The organism is Agarivorans sp. QJM3NY_33 (assembly GCF_050870865.2).
In the GTDB taxonomy this organism is placed as follows: domain Bacteria; phylum Pseudomonadota; class Gammaproteobacteria; order Enterobacterales; family Celerinatantimonadaceae; genus Agarivorans.
This window is the reverse complement of sequence record NZ_CP194039.2, coordinates 1-14,978: the sequence shown is the minus strand read 5'-3', so window position 1 is coordinate 14,978 and position 14,978 is coordinate 1. Positions and strand designations below refer to the sequence as shown.

General features: G+C 42.5%; 11 protein-coding genes. 6 read left to right on the top strand and 5 right to left on the bottom strand.

What is annotated here, in order from left to right:
• The first annotated feature begins 722 nt into the window (after positions 1–722).
• The 6 genes from tusA (at position 723) to ACRRSY_RS00030 (ending at position 8,221) form a co-directional block, all read left to right on the top strand.
• A complete protein-coding gene (tusA, locus tag ACRRSY_RS00055; RefSeq protein ID WP_432455241.1) occupies positions 723–974 on the top strand; it encodes a sulfurtransferase TusA in 252 nt (83 codons plus the stop codon).
• 127 nt (positions 975–1,101) lie between these two features.
• Positions 1,102–2,007 carry a glycine--tRNA ligase subunit alpha gene (gene glyQ, locus ACRRSY_RS00050; protein ID WP_432455242.1) on the top strand — a complete coding sequence of 302 codons (906 nt, stop codon included), beginning with the start codon at positions 1,102–1,104 and terminating at the stop codon, positions 2,005–2,007.
• A gap of 10 nt (positions 2,008–2,017) precedes the next feature.
• Positions 2,018–4,096, top strand: coding sequence for a glycine--tRNA ligase subunit beta (gene glyS / locus ACRRSY_RS00045; protein ID WP_432455243.1), 2,079 nt, complete (start codon positions 2,018–2,020; stop codon positions 4,094–4,096).
• A 242-nt stretch (positions 4,097–4,338) separates the two neighbouring features.
• Positions 4,339–4,791, top strand: coding sequence for a hypothetical protein (locus ACRRSY_RS00040; protein ID WP_432455244.1), 453 nt, complete (start codon positions 4,339–4,341; stop codon positions 4,789–4,791).
• 75 nt (positions 4,792–4,866) lie between these two features.
• Complete coding sequence (locus tag ACRRSY_RS00035) at positions 4,867–6,696, top strand: alpha-amylase (protein WP_432455245.1); 1,830 nt, start codon at positions 4,867–4,869, stop codon at positions 6,694–6,696.
• Positions 6,697–6,973: 277 nt separating this feature from the next.
• Positions 6,974–8,221 (top strand): valine--pyruvate transaminase, encoded by a 1,248-nt coding sequence (locus ACRRSY_RS00030; protein ID WP_432464120.1) that lies wholly within the window; start codon positions 6,974–6,976, stop codon positions 8,219–8,221.
• Between the two features lie 59 nt (positions 8,222–8,280).
• On the opposite strand, the gene ACRRSY_RS00025 is transcribed toward ACRRSY_RS00030, so the two are convergent.
• From ACRRSY_RS00025 to dnaA, 5 genes are all read right to left on the bottom strand, one after another.
• Complete coding sequence (locus tag ACRRSY_RS00025) at positions 8,281–8,751, bottom strand: Hsp20 family protein (protein WP_432455247.1); 471 nt, start codon at positions 8,749–8,751, stop codon at positions 8,281–8,283.
• A 188-nt stretch (positions 8,752–8,939) separates the two neighbouring features.
• Positions 8,940–11,357 (bottom strand): DNA topoisomerase (ATP-hydrolyzing) subunit B, encoded by a 2,418-nt coding sequence (gyrB, locus tag ACRRSY_RS00020; RefSeq protein WP_432464119.1) that lies wholly within the window; start codon positions 11,355–11,357, stop codon positions 8,940–8,942.
• Positions 11,350–12,435: a DNA replication/repair protein RecF gene (gene recF / locus ACRRSY_RS00015; RefSeq protein ID WP_432460554.1), complete on the bottom strand. Its 1,086-nt coding sequence runs from the start codon at positions 12,433–12,435 to the stop codon at positions 11,350–11,352. Before recF ends, gyrB begins: the two co-directional genes overlap by 8 nt.
• A 15-nt stretch (positions 12,436–12,450) precedes the next feature.
• Positions 12,451–13,554 (bottom strand): DNA polymerase III subunit beta, encoded by a 1,104-nt coding sequence (gene dnaN, locus ACRRSY_RS00010; RefSeq protein WP_432464118.1) that lies wholly within the window; start codon positions 13,552–13,554, stop codon positions 12,451–12,453.
• Positions 13,555–13,574: 20 nt separating this feature from the next.
• Positions 13,575–14,978 (bottom strand): chromosomal replication initiator protein DnaA, encoded by a 1,404-nt coding sequence (gene dnaA / locus ACRRSY_RS00005; protein ID WP_432455251.1) that lies wholly within the window; start codon positions 14,976–14,978, stop codon positions 13,575–13,577.

Sequence of the window (14,978 nt, the reverse complement as noted above, 5' to 3'; positions counted from 1 at the left end):
TCACCAATAGCTCATCAGAAATGTACTCCCTGCTTCAACCTGCCCATGAGTATTTAGATACTCCTGACGAGCAAAAAAACCAATGTGGTGGTTTTTCTATTATCCATGGGGCGTTCACGACGCATAGCAATATCGATATCATCTTGACAAAAGTTAGCCAACTTTATATCCGCAGCAACTACAAAACTGATTTTCGGGGCAATCTTTTTAATTTGCTTTAGCGTATCAACAACAAAGTATTGGCTTAACTGAATATCTCGTTCTAAACCAGTTATATACGGCACCAACACAGAAAGTACGTTACAGCGACCTTACTGAGCGGGTCGGTTTAAATCCGCCAGGCCTAGCTTATAAACGCTATAGAGAACCCCTATATGTTAAGGCTTCAAAAACTATATTAGTCACCGTAGCAACAAGAAGAATTGGGGAAGCCTCTTCTGAGGAAGGTGCCAATCTTGTCGTCACTGATATCAATCATAAATCGGGTATGGAATTAGCGAACCACTCTATGATCGACACCTTGATGTGAGAAAAAGGGAAGATTGGATTGCAGCGAGCAAGTTTGTAAAAAACAAAAAGTACCGTCTGCTGAAATAGCCTTAGTGGAGTAGTAAATGCCAAAACTATCGAAAACATGCCAAGCTGTTGGTCAAAGTTGACAGCTGCAAATCTAACCGTAGCTGTTATACAATGTAAAAGTCATTCATTAAGGGGATAAATCAATGAGTAGTTTGATAGATTTTAACCAAGCCGATCACCAATTAGACGCACTCGGTCTACGCTGCCCTGAACCAGTAATGATGGTAAGAAAAGCAATTCGTAACATTGCTCTAGGGGAGACCTTATTAATTCAGGCTGACGATCCCTCTACCACCCGAGATATGGTTAGTTTTTGTGAATTTATGGATCACACACTAATCGCTAAGAAAGTAGACCAAATGCCCTTTCAATACTTGATCAAGAAAGGAAGTTGAGCGATTTTTAAAAAAAAGTCTCGGTTATCAGTGATTCCTGAGGTAACAGCACTAGGGTCTATCTGCTTGCTAGGGTATACTCCGTCAGTTATAAAACCGATTACTTTTCATACGCGCGACACAAATCATGCATAAATACGATATAAAAACCTTTCAAGGCCTAATATTGGCTTTACAGGACTACTGGGCCCGTCAAGGCTGCGTCATTGTTCAACCTTTAGATATGGAAGTAGGTGCTGGCACCTTTCATCCGCAAACCTTTTTGCGCTCTATCGGTCCAGAACCGATGTATAGTGCTTATGTACAACCCTGTCGTCGCCCTACCGATGGACGCTACGGTGAAAACCCAAACCGTTTACAACACTACTACCAATTTCAAGTCGTGTTGAAACCGTCGCCAGACAATATCCAAGAACTCTACCTCGGTTCACTAGTTGAACTTGGTATTAATCCCGAGATCCATGATATTCGCTTCGTAGAAGACAACTGGGAATCACCAACACTTGGTGCTTGGGGTCTCGGTTGGGAAATTTGGTTAAATGGGATGGAAATCACTCAATTTACCTACTTCCAACAAGTTGGTGGTTTAGAATGCTCCCCGGTAACCGGTGAGATCACCTATGGCTTAGAACGCTTAGCCATGTATATCCAAGGTGTTGATAGCATTTACGATTTAATCTGGACCGATGGTCCGATGGGGAAAGTGACCTACGGGGATATTTTCCATCAAAATGAAGTTGAGCAGTCTACTTTCAACTTTGAACACGCTGACACAGGCGCGCTATTCACTCAGTTTGATCAATGTGAAAAAGACAGCCAAAAATTAATTGAAGCAGGTCTTCCCTTACCTGCTTACGAACAAGTAATGAAAGCTTCTCATGCCTTTAACTTACTCGATGCTCGTCATGCAATTTCGGTGACCGAACGCCAACGCTACATTCTGAGGGTAAGAGCCTTATCCAAAGCCGTAGCAGAAGCGTATTACCATGCTCGTGAAGAGCTTGGTTTCCCTTTATGCAAAGATAAGAAGTAACGGAGGCAGCATGAGTAACGAAAACCTATTAGTAGAAATCGGCACCGAAGAATTGCCACCCAAAGCTCTGCGCGGCTTGGCAGAGTCTTTCAAAAGCAATGTCCAACAAAGCTTAGAAAAAGCCGGTTTTGAGTTTGAAAATATCGAATGGTTTGCGGCACCTCGTCGTTTAGCACTTTCTATTCAAGCATTAACCGAAAAAACACCAGATAAAGTGGTAGAAAAACGCGGCCCTGCGGTAAGTAGTGCCTTTGATGCAGATGGTAAACCAACCAAAGCGGCTGAGGGTTGGGCTCGTTCCAATGGCATTAGCGTTGAACAAGCAGAGCGTCTCAGCACCGACAAAGGTGAATGGCTACTGCATAAAGCTGAAATCAGCGGTCAAACCATTTACCAGCTATTCCCAGAAATTGTCGCTGAGGGTTTAGCTAAACTGCCGATCCCTAAGCCTATGCGTTGGGGAGCAAAAGCAACTCAGTTTATCCGTCCAGTGCATACCATCACGATGCTCTATGGTGAGAAATTGGTTCAAGGGAATATTCTCGGCATTGAATCTGCACGTACTATTCGTGGCCACCGTTTTATGGGCGAAGCTGAATTTGAGCTTAACCACGCCAACAACTACGTTCAACAATTAGATCGCCGCGGTAAAGTGATTGTTAATTATGAACAGCGTAAAGCGATTATCCGCGAACAAATTGAAGCGGAAGCGGCTCGCGAAGGTGGCATTGTTGAGATTGATGAAGCGCTGCTTGAAGAAGTCTGTTCATTGGTGGAATGGCCGGTTGCGATGGTTGGCAGCTTCGAAGACAAGTTCTTGGACGTCCCAGCTGAAGCTCTCATTTACACGATGAAAGACAATCAAAAGTACTTTCCAATCTTAGATACCAAAGGTAACTTATTACCTCGTTTTATCTTTGTTTCGAACATTGTCAGTAAAGATCCTCAACAGGTGATTGCGGGTAACGAAAAAGTAGTTCGTCCTCGCCTTGCCGATGCAGAATTCTTTTTTAACACCGATAAAAAATCACGGTTAGATAGTCGTTTAGACCAACTGGCCAACGTAGTATTTCAGCAGCAGCTTGGCAGCTTATTAGATAAGTCAAACAGAGTCTCTGAATTAGCAGCACAAATTGCTGGAGAGATCGGAGCCAATAGCCAGCATGCACAGCGTGCAGGCCTTCTATCTAAAGCCGATCTCAACAGTGAAATGGTCTTGGAATTTGCTGATGTTCAGGGTGTTATGGGCATGTATTATGCAAAATTTGACGGCGAACATGATGATGTCGCCAATGCCTTACAGCAGCAATACTGGCCTCGCTTTTCTGGCGACAAATTACCCGAATCAAAAGTCGCCGCAGCGGTCGCTATCGCCGACAAACTTGATACCTTAGTGGGCATTTTTGCCATTGGCCAGCTACCAAAGGGAGACAAAGACCCCTTTGCACTGCGTAGAGCCTGCTTAGGTATTATTCGAATTATCCAAGATAAGGGCTTTGACCTGGATTTGGATACCTTGATTAATAGTGCTTTGTTACTGCTACCTTTAGAACTTGAGCAAGCGACTCAAACAAAGGTTCACACTCAGCTTATCGAGTTTATTTACGCCCGTTTAAGAGCGATGTACCTAGAACAAGCTATTGATCCGAGCGTGATAACCGCAGTACTTGAGCGGAAGCCGACTAAACTGGCAGATATTGAACAGCGGATTAAAGCGGTGAGTCACTTCCGCACTTTGGAGCAAGCCCAAGCTTTGGCTGCTGCAAACAAGCGGGTTTCCAATATTTTGGCGAAAAACCCAGATTTCGTGAAACCACAAATCGACGCTTCGTTATTAAAAGAAAGCCAAGAGCAAGCTCTCGCTGAGGCTGTCGCTAGTATGCAAATCAGCTTAGCGCCCTTGCTTGAGAAAGGTGATTATCAACAAGCGTTAATTGAGCTGGCAAGCCTCCGCGAGGTGGTTGATGCTTTCTTTGATAATGTGATGGTGATGAGTGAAGATGATGCTTTAAAAATAAATCGTTTAAGTCTGCTCAGCTCACTTCGTCAATTGTTTTTAGAAATCGCGGACATTTCTGTGATTCAATAAATAACGAGAACAGCAAAACCGAAACAAGCCGTATTCTTTACAGAATACGGCTTTTTTGATCCACTTAACTGTTTTAATAAAATAGTTCATTTCATGAAATGCTTTTCAGAATAGGACTGTGAGCTTGGCACGTTTTTTCATGAGAAGCTCCGTTATAACTGACAACGAGTTCAGTTCAGCTCGTTAGGTAATGTTTGTCTGTAGAGACAAAGGAAAGTTATAAAATAAGAAAGGAATTGAAAATGCTTAAAAATATCTTGAAAGCGGGTGTTCTTGCACTGATTACGGTGGTGGCCGTGGGCTGTGCTTCTGGTAGTGGCGGCGATAGCAAATTAACCCGCGACGTGCATTTACGCGGTGTATTTAGTTGGTGGGATGCAACCCCAGAAAATAAGTTAATGCCAGTTGAAGGCAAAACTAATGTATGGAGCGCCACCTCTCCTGTAGACGAGCCACTGATTGCCGATGGTCAACCATACGAATGGAAGTTTGGTGATGCTGCATGGCAATGTGGTACTAACTTCGGTTTCTTATCCGGTGAAGCGCCAATCAAAGTTGGAGAGCGTCGCGAGTTAAACAAATGCGCCGCCTTCGATAACTTTAAATTTACTCCAGAAGAAGATGGTGTTTACCGCTTCTACCTAGATTGGTCAGGCGAAATCCCTGTGGCTTATATCGAAAAAGTAGAAATGTAAATTTTCATGGTAGTTCGAGCCCCTGAAAAGGGGCTTTTTTATTTGTAAAGGTCAGCAATTAAACGGATGTAAAACATGAAAAATTCACTTAAACCTACGCTATTAGCATGTTTTGTTAGTGTAATCATTGCAGGCTGTGCTTCCACAGAGCAAACCACTAACCAAACTCAAACATTCTCCTCACCTCATAAACAAACAGCACAATGTCTGCAATGGGACGGTCAGCCGATTACCGTCGATGTTAGCGCCAGCTTTAAAGAAGGTTCTACGGTTAAAGATTTTTACAGCGGTCAAATTAGTACCGTTCAACAGGGCAACGTAACATTCACCCCTGCCGCTGATAGTGGTGGTTTGTTACTCCTAGAATCGACCCATAAAAAAGCTGATACCTTTAGTTGGGACAGTGCCTCGATCTATTTTGTCATCACCGATCGCTTTTATAACGGTAACCCGACGAATGATCATAGTTATGGGCGAAGCAAAGACGGTCAAAAAGAAATTGGTACCTTCCACGGTGGAGATATAGCCGGTCTCACCAAAAAGCTCGACTATATCGAAGATCTAGGGATCAACGCGATTTGGATCACTGCGCCCTACGAACAAATTCGAGGTTGGGTTGGAGGAGGCATGAGTGGTGATTTTAAACACTACGCTTATCACGGTTACTATGCTCAAGATTATACGCTCATGGATCAAAACATGGGTACAGCCAAAGAATTTAAACAATTTGTGGATCAGGCTCATCAACGCGGTATTCGAGTCGTGATGGACATAGTGATGAATCATGCAGGCTACGCTACTCTTGCCGATATGCAGGCCTTTAAGTTTGGGGAAACTCAAAATTTTGACCAGCCTATCGAGACTTACCTCACCGAAAAGTGGACCAATTGGACCCCTGCGAAAGGGGAAACTTGGCATAGTTTTAACGACTTTGTTGACTATGGTAAACGAAAATCTTGGCAACAATGGTGGGGGCCGGATTGGGTTCGTACTGATATCTCAGGCTACCCTAGCCCAGGGGCTAATGACTTAACCATGTCTTTAGCTTATTTACCTGATTTTAAAACCGAATCCAAAAAGGTTGTGGGCCTTCCCACCTTCTATAAAAATAAACCAGATACAAAAGCGGTTGAAATACCCGGTGCAAGCGTACGCGATTACTTAGTCACTTGGCTATCCGATTGGGTTCGCGAATACGGTATTGACGGCTTTAGAGCAGATACCGTTAAACACGTCGAGCCAGAAGCTTGGCAAGCCTTAAAAATGGCCTCGAGCCAGGCATTTCAAGAATGGAAATTAGAGCATCCTGATAAAGTTCTCGACAACAATGAGTTTTGGATGACAGGGGAATATTGGGGACAAGGTTTAAGTGATTCAAAATTATTTGAGTACGGCTTCGACTCCCTAATAGATTTTAGTTATCAAACAGACCTTGCTAAAAAGGGCATGAACTGTTTTAGCGCAATGCAAGATGGCTATCAACAATACGCTGATATACTCAATAAGCGAGACGGCAAGCTACTCAGTTATGTATCATCGCATGATACGAAGCTAGCCTACGGCAGCATTGCCAAAACACTGGATAAGCAAAAACAACTCGGTTCTGCTTTCTTACTAATGCCAACCGCGGTACAAGTCTTTTATGGCGATGAGACAGCACGCGAAAAAGGTTCAAGAAGCTCCGACAAAAAACAAGCCACTCGCTCAGATATGAATTGGCAACAGTTCGATGCCGAACACCTCGCGGTAAAAAAACATTGGCAAAAGTTGTTACAGTTCCGTAAGCGCCATCAAGCGGTCGGGGCAGGACAACACATCTTGTTAAGTAACACGCCTTACGCTTTTGAACGCCGTAAAAACGACGATGTAGTAGTCATCGTTTATGCTGGTCAAATGACTAAGTAGATAACGATAAGGCCAAGCAAAGCGGCTTTAGCCACTTTGCTTGGCCTATATGATGACAAGATCGTAGATTCTCAATTCAATTCTGCCAGCTCGCTGATTGACCATCGATAATTAGATTATTGAGCCTATCAAACTATCTGAGATATTAGGCCCTCCAAAATGTCCTTACAGCGAGCCTTGCATTCACTTCAACCCTATCATTAACCAAATCGGACTAGCGAATACCATTCCTCACATTTGTTTGTTATTGTGACGCCTAGTTCGAAGAAGGTGCTTTATGACGTATTCAGATTTTGGTAATAAGTTCACCCGTCATTCGGGGATCACGCAACTGATGGATGACTTGGATGAAGGGATCCGAGCGGGTGACGAAATGATAATGCTCGGGGGTGGAAATCCAGCACAGATACCACAAATGACCGAGTTATTTCAGCAACACCTCAACACAGGGCTAAGTAATGGCAGTTTACTCAAAGCCTTATGTAACTATGACTCCCCCCAAGGTAATAAGGAATTTATATCTAACTTATCTTCTTTTTTAAGTAATCAGTTTCATTGGGATATAAAAGAAGAGAACATTGCACTCACTAATGGCAGTCAAAGCGCATTTTTCTTCTTATTTAATCTTTTTGCCGGTAAGGGGCTGCAGCAGGATAAAAGAGTGTTATTTCCACTCGCTCCTGAGTATATAGGATATGAGGATAGTGGTTTAAGCGAACAAATATTTGTCGGTAACAAGCCTTCTATTGAGTATTTAGCCAACCGCCAATTTAAGTATCATGTCGACTTTGAACGGCTGGTCGTTGATGAGTCGATTGGATTAATTTGCGTCTCTCGACCCACCAATCCTACAGGTAATGTGGTTACCGACGAAGAACTCACCAAACTATCACAACTTGCCGAACAACATCAGGTGCCATTATTAATCGATAATGCTTATGGCCTTCCTTTTCCAAACTTGGTCTTTACCGAAGACGCAAAACCATTTTGGAATAACAACACCATACTTTGCTTAAGCTTATCAAAATTGGGCTTACCCGGAACACGCTGTGGAATTGTAATTGCTAAGCCTTCAACGATTCAGGCAATCAGCAATTTGTCAGGCATTATTAATTTATCCCCTGGCGGAATTGGTCCTGCTTTAGCCAATGAGATGTTAAAGGATAATAGCCTACTCGACGCCAGCAACCATATCATTCGACCTTTCTATAAACATAAATCTGAGCAGGCTATCACTTGGTTACAACAAGCTATCCCCTCTGCAAAATTTAGAATTCACAAATCTGAAGGGGCGATGTTTCTTTGGTTGTGGTTTGAAGACTTACCGATTAGCGATAAACAGCTTTACCAACAATTAAAAAATAAGGGTTTACTAATCGTACCTGGAAGCTACTTTTTCCCCGGAATAGACAAGGATTGGCGACATACCCAAGAGTGCATTCGTCTCAACTTCGCTCAGAGTGAAGCCAATGTAAGACAAGGTATCGATATTTTGGCCTCTGTGGTTAATCCGCTGCTCGCTTAAAACAATACTAAAAAGGGCCACTGTTGGCCCTTTTTTCACTCTTCATCATCCCTTGGCAATCAAGCCGATTTAGTCTCCAATACTTCAACCGAAGCCAACTTTCCATTAATAGGAATTTGTTTTGGCTTTAGAGCTTCAGGAATTTCTCGTTCTAACTCTATAACCAATAAGCCATGTTCTAAGTTAGCCGCGCTCACCTTTACGTGATCAGCAATTTGATAACGTCGTTCGAAGCCTCGTTCTGCGATCCCTTGATGCAGATATTTAATCTCATCTGATTTTTTCTGTTTAGTACCGGTAACAATTAAAGCATTTTGCTGAGCAACAATAGATAACTCATCTTCAGCAAACCCAGCCACGGCGAGAGTAATTCGATAATGATTATCATCGACTGCTTCAATATTATAAGGCGGGTAGCCTGTATTTTGAGATTGGGCACTTTGGTTTGATGCCGCTTCAATGAAATTAGCTAAACGATCAAAGCCGATGGCCGTACGATAAAGTGGTGAAAAGTCATATTGATTACGCATGTTTGTTATCCTCATAGAGCAATAATTTAAATTGACCAGCACAAAGGCTGCATCTCTGTCTTAACAAAACCCATGATCATGGCATCTTGTTATGAATAGATATGGGGATAGACTCTAGGCTTTCAAGCACAAAAAAGGCAATATTTTCATATTGCCTTTTTTAAGCTTAATACGGTAGATACTAAATGTTAGACATCTAGGTTTTCTACATTAAGTGCATTCTCTTCAATGAAATTACGACGAGGTTCAACTTGATCACCCATTAAGGTGGTGAAGAGCTGATCACAAGCAATTGCATCCTCAACCGTCACTTGCAACATCCGTCGAGTCTCTGGGTCCATTGTCGTTTCCCATAACTGATCCGGATTCATCTCACCGAGTCCTTTATAACGTTGGATATATAAGCCACGACGCGATTCAGACATTAACCAATTGAGCGCTTCTTCAAAACTCTTCACTGGTTTGGTTTTTTCGCCACGCTTAATATAAGCACCCTCTTCCACCAAATTATCTAAATTACTATACAGGCTGCAAATATCTCGATAATCATTCGAAGCAAAAAACTCGGGTTCAAAGTTAAAAGATACATCTACCCCATGTTGACGGAGTGTTGCTACAGGGAAGTAGATGTCACGCTCAGGATGTTTTTCAACCGCTACCGAATAGTAGTTACCACTAGGTAATTCCGCATTAACCGGTGCGATCAGTTGTTCAGCCCATTCTTTGAGTACGCTGGCATCTTGTAGCTCTTCTGTTTTTAGCGGTGGTTGATAAATCATTTGGCTAAGCAAAGAGATAGGATAACGACGAGATAAACGTTCGTTATTCTTCCATACCCGACGGTATTGAGTAACCAAACTTTCCAGAGGCTCACCACTAATACTTGGTGCTTCCGCATTCACATATAGCCCAGCGTTATCTAAAGCTAAAGTTGTGAGATATTCGGTCAGAGATTCTTCATCTTTCACATAACGTTCTTGCTTGCCTTTCTTCACCTTATATAAAGGTGGTTGGGCAATATAGATATAACCACGTTCGATAATTTCCGGCATTTGACGGTAGAAGAAAGTCAGGAGTAAGGTTCGGATATGTGAACCATCCACATCAGCATCGGTCATGATGATGATGTTGTGATAACGAGTCTTATCAGGATTATACTCATCACGACCAATACCACAGCCCATCGCGGTAATCAGTGTTGCAACTTCTTGTGATGACAACATCTTATCGAAACGCGCTTTTTCTACATTAAGAATTTTACCTTTCAGCGGCAAAATAGCCTGATTCTTGCGGTTACGTGCTTGTTTAGCACTGCCCCCCGCAGAGTCCCCTTCCACAATATATAGTTCAGAAAGCGCAGGATCTTTTTCTTGGCAGTCGGCGAGTTTACCCGGTAGTCCAGCTAAGTCTAAGGCACCTTTACGACGCGTCATATCGCGAGCTTTACGAGCGGCTTCACGAGCACGAGCTGCATCCAATATTTTCTGGGTAATGATTTTTGCTTCAGTCGGATTCTCTAGTAGATACTCGCTCAGTTTCTCTCCCATCGTCTGCTCAACCGCAGACTTCACTTCAGAGGAAACTAGCTTATCTTTGGTTTGGCTAGAAAACTTAGGATCAGGTACTTTCACCGAAATAACGGCCGTTAAACCTTCTCGCGCATCATCACCTGTTGCGTTATTTTTGTCTTTTTTGTTGATGCCTTCTTTTTCCATATAACTATTGAGCGTACGCGTTAATGCCGCCCTAAACCCAGCCAAGTGGGTTCCACCATCTTTCTGTGGAATATTATTGGTAAAACAGTAAACATTTTCTTGAAAACCTTCGTTCCACTGCATCGCTAGTTCTACCGCGATACCATCATCTCGTTGGAAGTTGAAACTAAACGCTCTAGGGTGAATCGGTGTTTTATTAGTATTGAGGTAAGAAACAAACGCTTCTATCCCCCCTTCATACATAAAGTGGTCTTTGCGACCATCGCGCTCATCTTTTAAAATGATCGAAACACCAGAATTAAGAAACGACAGTTCGCGTAATCGTTTTGCCAAAATTTCATAATGAAATGTTGTATCAGAGAAAATTTCTTCACTAGGCCAAAAGCGTAATTCGGTTCCTGTTTTATCAGTATCCCCCACCGCAGCCAAGGGAGCATCGGGAACACCTAAAGTGTAAAATTGCTCATAGACATGATTTTGTCGTTTTACCGTTAGCTGCAGCTTTATAGATAAGGCATTAACAACCGAAACACCTACACCATGTAATCCACCGGATACTTTATAGGAATTATCATCGAACTTACCACCGGCATGCAGAACAGTCATAATAACTTCTGCTGCAGACACGCCCTCTTCTTCATGCATATCTACAGGAATACCACGGCCATCATCCGACACAGAGACAGAGCCATCATTATGAATGGTAACCACCACATCTTTACAGTGCCCAGCCAACGCTTCATCGATAGAGTTATCGACGACTTCAAATACCATGTGATGTAAACCTGAGCCATCGTCTGTGTCACCAATGTACATCCCAGGACGTTTTCTTACGGCATCAAGACCTTTTAAAACCTTAATACTCGATGAGCCATATTCATTTTCAGCCATGTTTTACTCTCGTTTTATAGTCGCTGATAACACCATGTTCCACGTGAAACACTGTGCATCCTTCTAAATCAAATCCATCCAGCATTTGTTTCTCAATCGCAGAAACAAAGACCTGAGACCCATGTTGTTGCAGCCACTTAGCTAACAACTGGCGTTTAGACTTATCTAATTCTGCCGCAAAATCATCGATCAAATATACCGTCTGATTACCGCTATGCTGCTGTGCATGTTGCCCCTGCGCTAAAATCAACGCACAAACAAAAAGCTTCAACTGACCTCTAGAAATAAGGTCAACAGCATTTACGCCATTAAATTTAAACTTTATATCGGCTTTATGGGGGCCACATTGGGTATAGCCCAAGATACGGTCCCTCTGAAAACCTTGCTGTAGCAATACAGCCAAATCCTTTTTTTCTTCCCAACCTTGATGAAATGCCAATTCAAACCGATACTCAGGCAAAAACTCGGCAACTAAGTCAGTCAAAGTTGTACGAATACTTTCCACATAAGCAGCGCGTAACCGACTAACAATCATGGCAAACTCAACCAGTTGCTTATCCCAATATAATAAGTCTTGATACTGTTTTGTTTGCTTTAATAATGCATTACGTTGCTTCAATGTCTTTTTATAGTTTTGACTAGCCGCGTGAAACTGTTGTTCCACGTGAAACACTCCCCAATCTAAATATGCCCGTCTGTAGCGAGGACTACCATCCACCAAGCCGTAGCCTTCCGGATGTAGGATCTGCAAAGGTAACAACGAAGCCAATACCGACTGACTGCGTACCGTTTCCTTATTAATTCTTAAAACCGTGTCGCCACTCTTAAACTTCTGCAAGCCAATCTTATGCTGCTCCAATTGAGCGAATACAACAAAGCTATCCTTGCTATGACTGACCACTTTACTGGCGAAGTTACTCCGAAAGGAACGCCCAAAGCCCAAATAATAAATGGCTTCTAGTACACTCGTTTTACCGCTACCATTCTCGCCCAAAATCACATTTAACTTGGGGTTCAAGGTTAAACTAGCTTGCTCAATATTTCTAAAATTTTGCAAACCAAGACTTTGTATATACATTAATTTAATTTGTCACTAGAGTCGCATTGGCATAACAACGTACATCGCTTTGCCACTCTGCTCACTATCTTCAATCAAGGCACTACTATTGCTATTACTCATGTTGATGCGGATCTGATCGCACTTTAGCGCATTCAATACATCTAAAACATAAACAACGTTAAAACCAATTTCCAAAGCTTCTGCATTATAATCAACATCTAGGATCTCTTCCGCCTCTTCCTGCTCAGGATTATTCGCAGTAATTTTCAAAATGCCCGCCTCTAACTGCAGACGAACTCCGCGAAACTTCTCGTTGGAAAGAATAGCAGCTCGAGAAAATGCCTGTTTCAATTCATCCCTTCCAGAAATAAGAGCCTTATCACTATTAGAAGGCAATACCCGTCGATAATCAGGAAAACGTCCATCAACCAATTTACTGGTAAAGGTAAAACCTTGCACACTAGCTCGGATATTATTGCTGCCAATTTGCAGCTCAACCAGTTGGTCCTCGTGTTCCAACAGACGAGATAACTCAATCACCCCTTTACGTGGAACAATCACCTGTTGAGGCTGTAATGGTGTATCAAAAGTTTGTTCGGCTAATGCCAAGCGGTGGCCATCAGTGGCAATGGTTTTAAGTCCTTTCTCATCCGTCTCAAACAACATTCCATTTAAATAATAACGAACGTCTTGGCTCGCCATTGAGAACTGAGTGCTATCGATCAGATTCTTTAATTGCCCCTGAGTCAACTGAATCACCTGCTGACTCTGCCAATCTTCTACATTAGGAAAGTCATTAGCCGGAAGTGTCGCTAAAGAAAAACGACTACGTCCAGAACGCAATACCAAGCGATTATCATCCGCTTTACAACTAATTTCACAGCCATCAGGTAAACCACGACAAATATCAACAAACTTCTTCGCTGGTACTGTCACGCGCCCTTCATTTACAGTACTTTGCAAAGGCAAGGTCGCGACTAGTTCTACTTCCATATCGGTACCAGTAATAGACAACTGGTTATTACTAATATCCAACAATACATTACCCAAAATAGGAATGGTTGGTCGACCACCTAAAGCAGCACTAACCTGCTGCAGGGGTTTAAGTAGTTGTTCCCGATTGATACTAAATTGCATACCTACCAACGCCTCTCCGATTATGACGATAATGTACGAATTAAATTCTGATAGTCTTCTTTAATGTCGTGACTTTCTTCTTTAAGCTGACTTATTTTACGACAAGCATGCAACACCGTTGTATGGTCGCGACCGCCAAAAGCATCACCAATTTCAGGCAAGCTATGGTTGGTTAATTCCTTTGCCAGCGCCATCGCTAGTTGCCGAGGTCGCGCCACGGATCGAGAACGACGCTTAGACAATAAATCAGCTATTTTAATTTTGTAATATTCAGCAACTGTTTTTTGAATATTATCGATAGTGACTAGCTTCTCTTGCAATGCCAATAAATCACGTAAGGCTTCGCGTACAAAATCGATGGTAATCGCGCGACCGGTAAAATTAGCGTTTGCGATCACCCGGTTTAAAGCCCCTTCCAACTCTCGAACATTGGAACGTAAGCGTTTTGCGATAAAGAAAGCGACTTCATCAGGCAAGCGAATATTATTTTCATTCGCCTTGGTCATTAATATGGCAACCCGAGTTTCTAACTCCGGAGGTTCGATAGCAACCGTCAAGCCCCAACCAAAACGACTTTTTAAACGATCTTCTACGCCATCAATTTCTTTAGGATAACGGTCACTGGTTAAGATAATTTGCTGATTACCTTCAAGTAAGGCATTAAAAGTATGGAAAAATTCTTCCTGAGAACGTTCCTTATTGGCAAAGAATTGAATATCATCAATAAGCAATGCATCAACACTACGATAATAACGCTTAAAATCCTCTATCGCATTGTTTTGTAAGGCCTTTACCATATCTTGAACAAATCGTTCAGAATGCATATACACGACTTTGGCATTCTTTTTATTGGCAATAATACCGTTACCCACCGCATGCAGCAGGTGCGTTTTACCAAGACCAGTTCCCCCATATAAAAATAAGGGGTTATAAGCGCCACCAGGATTATTCGCAACCTGAGTCGCAGCAGCACGAGCCAACTGGTTAGACTTACCTTCAACAAAATTATCAAACTGATAGGTAGCGTTTATATTGTTACGATGATTCGCCTCTAAAGCAGATTTAACCGCGGGCTCTTTATCCCAACTCTTACCATTATCATACTGATTATTTTGCTGGTTAGCGGTGCCGGCTTGAATCACGTTAGTTCTAGTTTTTGTTGCTAGCGGTTTAGTTGCAGGTCGACTGCCAACCTCAAAGCGCAAACTAGGTTTATCGTTCCCACAAAACTCTTCCAGTAAAGCATTCACTCGAATCAGATATTTATCTTTTACCCAATCAAGTACAAAACGATTGGGTGCATATAACACCAATAGTCCTGCATCTTGCTCAACTTGAAGTGGTCGGATCCACATACTAAATTCTGTTGCCGGCAATTCATCTTGTAAACGAACTAAGATTTGTTGCCAAAGAGACCCACTCAC